The organism is Bradyrhizobium sp. (genome assembly GCF_019244115.1).
Classification (GTDB): Bacteria; Pseudomonadota; Alphaproteobacteria; order Rhizobiales; family Xanthobacteraceae; genus Bradyrhizobium.
In genome coordinates, this window is record NZ_JAFATE010000842.1 from 1 (window position 1) to 11417 (window position 11417).

The window sequence follows — 11417 nt, forward strand, 5'->3', positions numbered from 1 at the left end:
ACCGAGACGCGTGATGGAGTCGAGCAGGATCACGACATCACGGCCGTGCTCCACCAGGCGCTTGGCCTTCTCGATCACCATCTCGGCGACCTGGACGTGGCGTACGGCGGGTTCGTCGAAGGTGGACGAGACCACCTCGCCCTTCACGGAACGCTGCATGTCGGTGACTTCTTCGGGACGCTCGTCGATCAGCAACACGATCAGATAGCATTCGGGATGATTGGCCGTGATCGAGTGCGCGATGTTCTGCATCAGCACGGTCTTGCCGGTGCGCGGCGGCGCCACGATCAGGGCGCGCTGACCTTTGCCGATCGGCGCGACGATATCGATGACCCTTGCCGAGAGATCCTTTCTGGTCGGATCCTCCAGCTCCATCCGGAAACGCTGGTTCGGAAACAGCGGCGTCAGATTGTCGAAATTGACCTTGTGCTTCGACTTTTCCGGGTCTTCGAAGTTGAGCGTATTGACCTTCAGCAGCGCAAAGTAGCGCTCGCCTTCTTTCGGGCTGCGGATGTGACCCTCGATGGTATCACCCGTTCGCAGGCCGAAGCGGCGGATCTGCGACGGCGAGACATAGATATCGTCCGGGCCTGGCAGATAATTCGCATCCGGCGAGCGGAGAAAGCCGAAGCCGTCGGCGAGAACCTCGACGACGCCCTCGCCGATAATATCGGTCTCGGCAATCGCGAGCTGTTTGAGAATGGCAAACATCAGCTCCTGCTTGCGCATCGTGCTGGCGTTTTCGACCCCGTTTTCCTCGGCGAACGATACGAGTTCGGCCGGCGTCTTGGACTTGAGGTCTTGAAGTTTGATTTCCCGCATTGGGATGATCCTGTGGACTAACTTTTAATGGGAGGCGAGGTGGTGCTTTTTGGAAAGCGGTCGAAAAGGGAAGGTTCGCAGGTCTGAGCAAGGAAAGCGCCGGAGAGGCGCCGAACCTGATGCGGCGGCCGGTTTCAACACGAGAACCGGGACGCAACCACATCCGCCTGCGTTGGGTGGGATGACCTGAATATAGAAAATCGTCCGCGGTTAGGCAAGTCGGGCAAAAACGCGCAACGTACCCACAGTTTTTTCCTAAAATGGTTTCACAATCACCAATATGACAATGCCGATCATGAGCACCGTCGGCACTTCATTGATAATGCGGTAGAATCTTTGACTGCGCTGATTGTGATCAGCAGCAAAATCTTTCACCCAGCGGGCGAAAAATCCGTGGACCGCCGACATGATCAGGACCAGCAGGAATTTCGCGTGAAACCAGGGCGCCAGATACCAGCCGCCAGCCCATACCAGGTAAAGTCCGGCCAGCCACGTGACGATCATCGCGGGGTTGATGATCGCTTTGAGAAGCCGCCGTTCCATGACTTTGAAGGTCTCGGACTGCGGTGAGCCCTTCTCTGCCTCGCAGTGATAGACGAACAGCCGCGGCAGATAGAGCATGCCAGCCATCCACGAGATGACGGCAATCACGTGGAGCGCCTTGATCCACACATACATCGGTTCGTCTCCACGAGATCAGGGCTTTGACCTGATGCGACCATCGTCTGGACGCGAGACATACCTGCAAGCGAGTTCTCCTCCAAACCAAATAAATTTAGATTCTGAAGGTTTGAGTCTGGGTAGCGGTGGATTGGACTCACGCAACGTCGTTCCGCCCGTCTCGGCGGCTTGTTCACAGACGTCCGCCTTGTCAGCTCATGGGACCGGCCGCCTGGAGAACACATACGAGGTCAAGCGGTTGCACCGGAGCGTGCGGTGCTTATGAAGAGACAAATCCACACAATCTCACTATGATCGATCAGGCGGCCCAGACTTAATCCTGATCCGAGGGGGTGTGAAGAAAAGACCGGGTTATCCAACTGCGCCGACCTCGACCAAAAATCTCTCACCGAATCCCACAACGATTCACACGCGCCTTCACAGGACGAACGGGATCAATGCCAACGGGCGGCAATTATTTTCACCTTCATCTGATCTCCGATTCGACTGGCGAGACGCTGATCACGGTGGCACGCGCAGTTGCCGCGCAGTACGCCAACGTGACCCCGGTCGAACATGTCTATCCCCTGGTTCGCAGCCAGAAGCAGTTGGACCGAGTTCTGGACGAAATTGAGGAATCGCCAGGGATCGTGCTGTTTACGTTGTTGGAAAGGGACCTCGTCGTGAAGCTCGAGGCCAAATGCAAGGAGATCAACGTCCCGAGCCTCTCGATCATCGGCCCGGTCATGCAATTGTTCGAAGCCTATCTCGGGGCTGCGACGACAGGGCGGGTCGGCGCCCAGCACGTGCTCAATGCCGAATATTTCAAACGCATCGACGCTCTCAACTACACCATGATGCATGACGACGGCCAGCATGTCGAAGGCCTGGAAGAGGCCGACATCATTCTGGTCGGCGTGTCCCGGACCTCGAAGACGCCGACTTCGATCTATCTGGCCAACCGCGGCATCCGCACCGCGAACGTTCCGCTGGTGCCGGGCATTCCACACCCGCACCAATTGGAGACGCTGAAGAAGCCGCTGGTGGTCAGCCTGCACGCCACGCCGGAGCGCCTGATCCAGGTGCGGCAGAACCGCCTTTTGACCATGGGGGCCGACACCGGGGCCGACACTTATATCGACAGGCAGGCCGTGGCCGATGAAGTGGCCTATGCGCGCAAGCTGAGCGCAAAATTCGACTGGCCGATGCTTGACGTGACCCGCCGCTCGATCGAGGAAACCGCTGCCGCCGTGCTCAAGCTCTATACCGACCGGCAGCGGCAGCGTCCTTCGGAATGATGTTGTGCCGATGACCCTCTGGCGTGGCGATAATCAGCTGATATTGGCTTCGCAAAGCCGCGCGCGGCAAATGCTGCTCGAGAACGCCGGCATCGATGCCGAGGCGATCCCGGCCGGCATCGATGAACGGGCCGTGCAGGCGGCCGCCAGCGCCACCGCGCCGTCCGACATCGCGGCGCTCCTGGCACGTGAGAAGGCGCTGGCGGTCTCCGCGCGCCGTCCCGGCCGGCATGTCATCGGCGCCGACCAGACGCTGGCGCTGGGCGATCGCCTGTTCAACAAGCCCCACGGCCGCGCGGGGGCTTTCGAGCAGCTGCGCGTGCTTGCCGGACACAGCCATCAGCTTCACTCGGCCATTGTGGTTGCGCGTGACCAGACGATATTGTTCGAGCATGTCGCGGTGGCCGGCATGACCATGCGCGCCTTGAGCGAGAGCGAGATATCTGACTATCTCGACGCGGCGGGCGACGCCGTTGCTGCTAGCGTCGGCGGCTACCAGCTCGAAGGACTTGGCGTGCACCTGTTCGAGCACATCGACAGCGATCATTTCGCCATTTTGGGTTTGCCGCTGCTGCCGCTGCTGGGTTTTCTGCGCAGCCGGAACCTGCTCGCGTTCTAGAGGTCCGATGAGAGTGCTTGGGCTGACTGGTTCGATCGGAATGGGCAAGTCGACCACGGCAAAGCTGTTTGCTGAGGCCGGTGTTCCCGTCTATGACGCGGACGCGACGGTCCACAAGGTATATGAAGGCGAAGCGGTCCCGGCGATCGAGGCGGCATTTCCGGGCACCACGGCCAATGGCAGGGTCGACCGCGCACGCCTGTCTGCAAAGGTGGTGCATGACCCCGCGGCCATCAAGCGGCTCGAAGGGATCGTGCATCCCATGGTGCGCGCGTATCATCAAAGATTTCTCGACGATGCCGAACGGGCAGGCGCAGCCGTCGCGGTGGTGGACATCCCGCTGCTGTTCGAGACCGGCGGCGACCAGCGTGTCGACGCCGTCGTCGTGGTCACGACGTCGCCGGAGATCCAGCGCGAGCGCATTCTGGCGCGCGGGACCATGTCCGGCGAAACGCTCGATGCCATTCTGGCCAAGCAGATGCCCGATCAGGAAAAGCGCCGGCGCGCCGATTTCGTCGTGGATACGTCGCACGGCCTCGATCCAGTGCGTGCGCGCATCCGCGACATTCTGGATCAGGTGGCTAAGATGCCGCAGCGGCGAAAGTGATTCGCTGCCGACGGTGGATCATCCCCAATGCGCGAAATCGTTCTCGACACTGAAACCACTGGTCTGGACCCCCTTCGCGGCGACCGCCTGGTCGAAATCGGCTGTGTCGAAATCTTCAACCGCATGCCGACGGGGCAGAGCTTTCATCGCTATTTCAATCCGGAGCGATTGATGCCGGCGGAGGCGTTCGCGGTCCATGGCCTCTCCGACGCGTTCCTGGCCGACAAGCCATTCTTTCATGAGCTGGTCGACGAGTTTCTGGCCTTCATCGGCGATTCGCCGCTGGTGATCCACAACGCCTCCTTCGACATCAGCTTCATCAATGCCGAGCTTGACCGCATCAAGCGCGCGCCGATCCCCAGGGAGCGCCTGGTCGACACCCTGCTGCTGGCCCGCCGCAAGCATCCCGGCGTCTCGAACCGGCTTGACGATCTCTGCTCGCGCTATTCGATCGATAATTCGCACCGCACGAAGCACGGCGCGCTGCTCGACGCCGAACTTCTGGCTGAGGTCTATGTCGACCTCACCGGGTCGCGCCAGTCGCAGCTCATTCTGGCCTCCGAGACGACCGAGATCCGCATCGGCATCGTCGGCGATGTTCCGCGACGCCAGCGCACCATCCCGCTGCTGCCGCGACTGACCGACATCGAGCGCGAAGCCCACCGTGCCTTCGTGGCGACGTTGGGCGACAAGCCGATCTGGAACGAGTATCAGGCCGCGGTGGCGGGCTAGCCGCGCTGCATTGTGTATCCCTCATTCTGAGGCGCGCGTTCTTATGTGCGTCTCGAACGATGACGCCCGACTCCAGCCTCAAGGTTCGCCGAGCGATGCGAACGGGACCGAGCAGAGTGCGGCGGGATCACAAGCTCCGCATCGTCCGGAGACGCCGCGCAAGGGCGCGGCTCCTCACCAGAAAGTTTACTGACGCAGCAATGTTAGCTCGGCTTGATCTGCGCGGCTTCCTGTGCGGCAGCCTGGCGTTCCATGTTCTGCCGGTAAAGGCTGACGAAATCGACCGGGTCCAGCATCAGCGGCGGGAAGCCACCATCGCGCACCGAGGTCGCGATGATCTCGCGCGCGAACGGGAACAGCAGCCTGGGACACTCGATCATGACCAGGGGATGCAGGTTTTCCTTCGGCACGTTGACGATCCGGAACACCCCGGCATAGACGAGCTCGAAGCTGAACATCAGCTTGCCGGCCGCTTCGGCCTTGCCCTCGATCGAAAGCGCGACTTCGTACTCGTTTTCGGCGAGATTGTTGGCGCCGACATTGATCTGGATGTTGATCTGAGGTTGCTGCGGCTGGGGCGCCAGCGAAGCCGGCGCATTCGGATTCTCGAACGACAGGTCCTTGGTGTATTGCGCCAGCACATTCAGCTGGGGTGGGGGGCCGGCCTCGGGAGGGGTGCCGTTACCGTTGGTCATCGAATTGTCTCCTGACGCAAAAAAGCCTGTGTCCGGGCGAGTGGCTAACATAGCCCCGCCGCCTTCCACAAGGACGAGCGCGCCAGCGCGGCGGAAATCGGCTCGCGGTGGCGGATGCTGGCCCAAGAAGAAGGTTGCAGGGCGCGTCGAAAGATCGCGGAAACCCTTTCCTAAATAATTGAAGATGCGCGATTTCCTCGCAGATGCAGGGTTTCCCCAACAGCCCAAACAGGCTAGACTTCGTCCTATCCGGAGCACCCCCATTGGCCGGGCCAGTCTTCATGCCTACATCCTTCGTGCGCAATCGATGATGTAGCCTTCCGCTGTTTCCCTTTGAGGAGCAGCTTGAGCGCCGGTCCATTGCCGGCGTGAGATGAAAGCGAAACGACGTGGATATTTATACGATCATCTTCCTGGCGTTGGCCGTTTTCATTTTCGTGCGGCTGCGGAACGTGCTCGGACAGCGGACCGGCGGGGAACGCTCACCGTTCGACCGCACGGCGCGCAATGCGGTGCAGGGTGCGCCAGACAACAACGTCGTGCCGATGCCGGGAAAGATCATCGACCAGGCGCCGCTTGCGCCGAGCGCCGATGTCGCCCAGCAGAATGACCGTTGGAAGGGCCTCGCCGACTCCGGCAGTGCGCTGGCCCAGGGCCTCGATGCCATCGCCGCGCAGGATTCGTCTTTCGATCCGCGCCACTTTCTCTCCGGCGCCCGCGGCGCCTATGAGATGATCGTGCTGGCTTTCGCCAACGGCGATCGCCGTGCGCTGCGCGATCTGCTGTCGTCCGAGGTCTATGAAAGCTTTGAGGCTGTGATCCGCGATCGCGAGAAGCACGATCAGAAGACCGAGACGCGTTTTGTATCGATCGACAAGGCCGAACTGGTCGCCGCCGAAGCGCGCGACCGCACGGCGCAACTGACCGTGCGATTTGTCTCGCAGATGATCTCCGTCACCCGCGACAAGTCCGGCACCATCGTCGACGGCAATCCTGACAAGGTTGCCGACATCACCGACGTCTGGACCTTTGCGCGCGACATGACCTCACGCGATCCGAACTGGAAGCTGGTTGGCACGGGCAGCGGTCACTGAACTCAGACGTTTCAGGCGACACGCCGCAGCGCTCTGTGCGATCGCGGCGGTACTGTCGCTGGTGACGTTGACCACGCTCAACGCACGCCGCTCGCATCACGCGGAGCCCGCCCCCCGGCACCTGCCCTACCCTCTGCTCGACCTGCCGCTGGAAGTCGCCGGCAGCCAGTACAGCCCGCTCGCCTGGTCCGATATTGCGGGCTGGAAGGAGGACGACCATCTCGCCGCCTTCCAGGCGTTTCGCTCGAGCTGCAAACCGATCACCGTGCAGCAGGTGCCACCTGCCAATGCGCCGCCCGCCGTTTCGAAGGCTCTGGGAACGTCGCTGCGCGAACCCTGCGAGGCGGCGCGGAACGCAAAAATCGCCGACGCCGACAAGGCGCGGGCTTTCTTCGAAGCGCATTTCGTGCCGGTGGAAATCTCGCGGCTCGGCGAAGGCGCAGGCTTTGTTACAGGGTACTACGAGCCGGTCATCGAGGGCTCGCGGACGCCGACCGACGTCTACAACGTGCCGGTCTATCGCCGGCCTTCGAACCTGTTCGTCCGCGGCTACAGCCAGGACGCACCCGATCTGCCAAACAAGGGTCCGGTGTACCGCAAGATCGGCCGCCGCAAGCTGGTGCCCTATTACGACCGCGCCGAGATCGAGGACGGTGCAATCGCCGGCCGCGGCCTCGAAATCTGCTGGCTCAAGAGCCAGACCGATCTTTTGTTCTCACAGATCCAGGGCTCGGCGCGGGTCAAGCTCTCCGACGGCTCGACGATCCGGATCAATTACGACGCGCATAATGGCTATCCCTACACCCCGGTCGGGCGCATCCTGATCGATCGCGGCATCATCCCGAAAGAGGAGATGTCGATGCAGCGAATCCGGGAATGGATGGAACAGAATCCGGATGGCGCAAAAGAGTTGCGCCGGCAGAACCGCGCCTATGTCTTCTTTCGCGTGGTGCATCTGTCCGACCAGGATGAGGCGGTCGGCGCGCAGGGCGTGCCGTTGACGCCGGGACGATCGATCGCGGTCGACAAGACGCTGCACGTCTACGGCACGCCGTTCTTCATCGAGGGCGAGCTCCCGATCGAGTCGGCGCAATCGAAGACGCCGTTCCATCGGCTGATGATCGCGCAGGATACCGGCTCGGCGATTACGGGGCCGGCCCGCGCCGACCTCTATTTTGGCGCCGGAGCGGATGCCGGAAAAGTGTCGGGCCGGCTCAAGCACAATATGCGCTTTGTCATGCTGGTGCCGAGGAGTCTCGACCCGCTCGCGCGTGGCCGCAAGATGCCGCTGCCGGACGCGCGACCTTCGGAGACAATCGCAAAGCTGTTCCCGCAAACCGATCCCCTGGCCGACCAGCTCAAGGACCGCGGCCAAGCCAAGGACGGAAAGGCGGAAGCAACGCCACAAGTCGCGTCCGCGGCCCCGACCGATCCCAAGCCGGCAATCCCAGCTCCCCAGCGCAAAGCTGCGGCCACAACTCCCGCGCCGCCGCCGGCAACCGTCGCGCAAGCGACCGACCCGGCAACACCGACGGCGGCGATTCCGCTACCGGCGCCGCGGCCTCGCATCGACGACGGGCACTGGCACCACCGTTACCTCAGGCGTTATTATCGCGACCGATGAAACGCATGACGCCATCCCCACCCCCGGCATCGCGTAAACGCGTGCTGAGCGAGGAAGAGCGCGCGCTCTGGGAGAGCGTCGCCCGGCAGGCCAAGCCGCTGCGAGGCAAATCACGACCGGCAAGAATGCACGGCGTCGAACCTTCATCGAGCCCGCCCCCGATCAAGCCTGCCATGCCGCCGCGACCGATCGTTTCCGCTCATGCATCGAAGCCGGCCAAGCCCAACGTGCCGCCACTGGCGCCGCTTGACCGCCGCGAGCGTTCAAAACTGTCGCGCGGCAGGAGCGAGATCGATGCGCGGCTCGATCTGCACGGCATGACCCAACTTCATGCCCACCACGCGCTGCTCAGCTTCCTGCAGCGCGCGCATCATGACCGCCTGACCTTCGTGCTCGTCATCACGGGCAAGGGCACCATGAGCGGCGGCGAGTTCGAGCGCGGCGTGCTGCGGCGTAAGGTGCCGCACTGGCTGAGCCTGCCGGAGTTCCGCGCGCTGGTGACGGGTTTTGAGGAGGCTCACATCGGTCACGGTGGTTCGGGCGCGCTCTACGTGCGGATCCGGCGCAGACGATAACGGAAATTCAGAACGGCCGGACGATGCCGACGCGGGGGATGAGCGTGATGATCCATCCGAAGAACGTCGTCTTGCGATCCTCTGCCGCGATGGGCAGCACAGGCTTGGTCTGCGGCAGTGTCTTGATCGCATGCAGGATCAGGAACATGCAGACCGCCCAGTTGGAGATCCAGCGCGAGTAGTCGAACACGATCAGGAACATGATGAAATAGCCGAGGCTGACGATAGCCAGCGAGGCGATCACCAGCCGCTGGTGCCGGTCGCTTGCGAGCGCGCGGATCTGCTCGCGCATGTAGCGCCACAAGGGTGTGTGAAGCCAGATCAGCAGCGCGAACACCGGGACACCCAACAGGTTGGACGGCATTCGTGCCCAGGTGTCCTCAATCTCCTTCGCGAGCGGCTGGTACCAGATATAGCTGTAGCTCAGCAGCTCAGTGCGTGATGGATCGGCCATCCGTTCCTGCAGATGGTGCACGAACTCGGCCTCCGCGATCGGCATCGTGCCGTAAAACTGCGCGGCAAGAAAAAGTACGCCGAGGCCGAGCAGTGCCGCGAGACCGGTCGCGATGTTCTTTGGCGTGAGACCGGCAACGAGGTAGTAGCGCAGCAACACGATGACCGCGATGGTCGGCACATACATCAGCACATGGATGTGGTGGATCAGGATCAGCACCATCGAGATCAGCGCCGCGAGCAGCACGAAGAGGATCGAGCGTGCAGGAACGAGCAGGAGACAGATCGACAGCGCGCAGCCATAGATGTCGAAGTGGCCGAGTGTGTGCATGAAATTCTTCAGGAAGAACGGCGAGCCCGCCATGAACACGAACAGCGGGGTGGTCTCTGCGCTGAAACCGAAAGTGCGCCGAAACAGCGCGATGAAGAGCGCTGACGTGGCGAGCCAGGCGGTGCCGCCGAGCGCGAACACCAGCCACACCGGCACTTTTGCGGTGAACAGCGCGACCAGCGCACCGATCAATGCGCGTTTGGTAAAGCCGAAATGATAATCGACCAGCAGATGGATGTAGGGGACGTAAGGCGGCAGTGTGATCTTGTGCAGGAAGACCCCGATCATCACGGCGGCATTGACGACGAGCATCAGCCGCCACGGGTCTTGCCATGTGTGTTGGGCGGTCATGCCGACTTCTCGGTGTCGTCCCGGCCAAGCGAAGCGCGAGTCGGGACCCATAACCACCGATGTTGATATTGCGCCAAGTCCGTGCCGCTATCTTCTATACAATTAACGCCTGTGGGTATGGGTCCCTGCTCCAGTGCGCAATTGCGCACAAGGCAGGACGACCACTCGTTAAATAGCGGATATCTTGAAGATTACAAAATGAACCGGCTGAGGTCCGCGTTCTTGGCGAGGTCGCCGACATGCTTCTGCACATAATCGGCATCGACCTGCACTGTCTCGCCGTTGCGGTCCGGGGCGGTGAAGGAGATCTCGTCGAGCACGCGCTCCATCACGGTCTGCAGGCGGCGTGCGCCGATATTCTCGACCGTCGAGTTGACGGCCACCGCAATGTCGGCGAGCGCGTCGATGGCGCCGTCGGTGATGTCGAGCGTCACGCCTTCCGTCTTCATCAACGCGACGTATTGCTTGATCAGCGACGCCTCCGGCTCGGTCAGGATGCGGCGCATGTCGTCGCGGGTGAGCGCCTGCAGCTCGACCCGGATCGGCAGCCGGCCCTGCAGCTCCGGCAAGAGGTCGGATGGCTTTGCGATGTGGAATGCGCCTGACGCAATGAACAGGATGTGGTCGGTTTTGACCGCGCCGTGCTTGGTCGAAACGGTGGTGCCCTCGATCAGCGGCAGGAGGTCACGCTGCACGCCCTCGCGCGAGACATCGCCGCCGACGCGGCCATCGCGCACGCAGATCTTGTCGATCTCGTCGAGGAACACGATGCCATTGTTCTCGACCGCGCCGATCGCCTCCAGCACCAGCTGCTCATTGTCGAGCAGCTTGTCGGATTCCTCGTTGACCAGGATCTCGTGCGATCCCTCGACCGTCAGGCGGCGGGTTTTGGTGCGCCCGCCGAGCTTGCCAAAAATGTCGCCGATCGAGATCGCGCCCATCTGTGCGCCGGGCATGCCCGGAATTTCGAACATCGGAAGACCGCCCGAGGACTGCGTCTCGATCTCGATTTCCTTGTCGTTGAGTTCGCCGGCGCGCAGTTTTCGGCGAAAGCTGTCGCGCGTGGCCGTGCTGGCATTGGCACCGACCAGCGCATCGAGCACCCGCTCTTCGGCCGCAAGCTGGGCGCGCGCGGCGACATCCTTGCGCTTGCGCTCGCGCACCTGGGCGATCGCGACTTCGACCAGATCCCGCACGATCTGCTCGACGTCGCGGCCGACATAGCCGACCTCGGTGAACTTGGTCGCCTCGACCTTGAGGAACGGCGCGCCGGCGAGTTTTGCAAGACGTCGCGCAATCTCGGTTTTGCCGACGCCCGTTGGTCCGATCATCAGAATGTTTTTCGGCAGCACCTCCTCGCGAAGGCCGCCGTTCAGCTGTTGCCGGCGCCAGCGGTTGCGGAGCGCGATCGAGACGGCGCGCTTGGCGTCGCTCTGGCCGACGATGAAACGATCGAGTTCGGAGACGATTTCACGGGGGGAGAAGTCTGTCATGGCCCTTAGCTAGGATTGGAACGCTCGGGGGGCAAGCTCGCACATTGTCTCACGGCGCATCAG

The 11417-nt window shown here is 62.2% G+C and carries 12 protein-coding genes; 7 read left to right on the plus strand and 5 right to left on the minus strand.

All coding sequences use genetic code 11. The features are described from left to right. Positions 1–822: transcription termination factor Rho (gene rho, locus JOZ76_RS35690; protein WP_291706068.1), on the minus strand; the 822-nt coding region annotated here is incomplete at its 3' end. A gap of 255 nt (positions 823–1077) precedes the next feature. Then, the gene (hemJ, locus tag JOZ76_RS35695; RefSeq protein ID WP_291706069.1) at positions 1078–1500 is read right to left on the minus strand and encodes a protoporphyrinogen oxidase HemJ; all 423 of its coding nucleotides are present in this window, start codon (positions 1498–1500) and stop codon (positions 1078–1080) included. Between the two features lie 440 nt (positions 1501–1940). Between hemJ and JOZ76_RS35700 the strand changes: the two genes are divergently transcribed. The 4 genes from JOZ76_RS35700 to dnaQ are packed head-to-tail and all read left to right on the plus strand — an operon-like array spanning position 1941 to position 4738. Beyond that, positions 1941–2780, plus strand: coding sequence for a pyruvate, water dikinase regulatory protein (locus JOZ76_RS35700; protein WP_291706070.1), 840 nt, complete (start codon positions 1941–1943; stop codon positions 2778–2780). 10 nt (positions 2781–2790) lie between these two features. Next, positions 2791–3399 carry a Maf family protein gene (locus JOZ76_RS35705; RefSeq protein ID WP_291706071.1) on the plus strand — a complete coding sequence of 203 codons (609 nt, stop codon included), beginning with the start codon at positions 2791–2793 and terminating at the stop codon, positions 3397–3399. 7 nt (positions 3400–3406) lie between these two features. Further along, positions 3407–4006, plus strand: a complete 600-nt coding sequence (gene coaE / locus JOZ76_RS35710) for a dephospho-CoA kinase (RefSeq protein WP_291706072.1) — start codon at positions 3407–3409, stop codon at positions 4004–4006. Between the two features lie 27 nt (positions 4007–4033). After that, on the plus strand, positions 4034–4738 hold the full coding sequence (gene dnaQ / locus JOZ76_RS35715) for a DNA polymerase III subunit epsilon (protein WP_291706073.1): 705 nt from the start codon (positions 4034–4036) through the stop codon (positions 4736–4738). A 203-nt stretch (positions 4739–4941) separates the two neighbouring features. Here the strand turns inward: dnaQ and secB are convergent, their stop codons facing one another. Beyond that, a complete protein-coding gene (gene secB / locus JOZ76_RS35720) occupies positions 4942–5433 on the minus strand; it encodes a protein-export chaperone SecB (protein ID WP_291706074.1) in 492 nt (163 codons plus the stop codon). A 389-nt stretch (positions 5434–5822) separates the two neighbouring features. Between secB and JOZ76_RS35725 the strand changes: the two genes are divergently transcribed. From JOZ76_RS35725 to JOZ76_RS35735, 3 genes are read left to right on the plus strand one after another with little or no spacing between them, the layout of a single operon-like run. Next, the gene (locus tag JOZ76_RS35725; RefSeq protein ID WP_291706075.1) at positions 5823–6527 is read left to right on the plus strand and encodes a Tim44/TimA family putative adaptor protein; all 705 of its coding nucleotides are present in this window, start codon (positions 5823–5825) and stop codon (positions 6525–6527) included. Next, positions 6505–8151, plus strand: a complete 1647-nt coding sequence (gene mltA, locus JOZ76_RS35730) for a murein transglycosylase A (protein ID WP_441300156.1) — start codon at positions 6505–6507, stop codon at positions 8149–8151. The genes JOZ76_RS35725 and mltA overlap by 23 nt, the downstream gene beginning before the upstream one ends. Next, on the plus strand, positions 8148–8726 hold the full coding sequence (locus JOZ76_RS35735) for a Smr/MutS family protein (RefSeq protein WP_291706076.1): 579 nt from the start codon (positions 8148–8150) through the stop codon (positions 8724–8726). Before mltA ends, JOZ76_RS35735 begins: the two co-directional genes overlap by 4 nt. A gap of 7 nt (positions 8727–8733) precedes the next feature. Here JOZ76_RS35735 and JOZ76_RS35740 read toward each other — a convergent pair whose 3' ends face one another. Next, positions 8734–9861, minus strand: a complete 1128-nt coding sequence (locus JOZ76_RS35740; RefSeq protein ID WP_291706077.1) for a hypothetical protein — start codon at positions 9859–9861, stop codon at positions 8734–8736. A 191-nt stretch (positions 9862–10052) separates the two neighbouring features. Further along, positions 10053–11354 carry an ATP-dependent protease ATPase subunit HslU gene (gene hslU, locus JOZ76_RS35745; RefSeq protein ID WP_291706078.1) on the minus strand — a complete coding sequence of 434 codons (1302 nt, stop codon included), beginning with the start codon at positions 11352–11354 and terminating at the stop codon, positions 10053–10055. Positions 11355–11417: the final 63 nt, after the last annotated feature.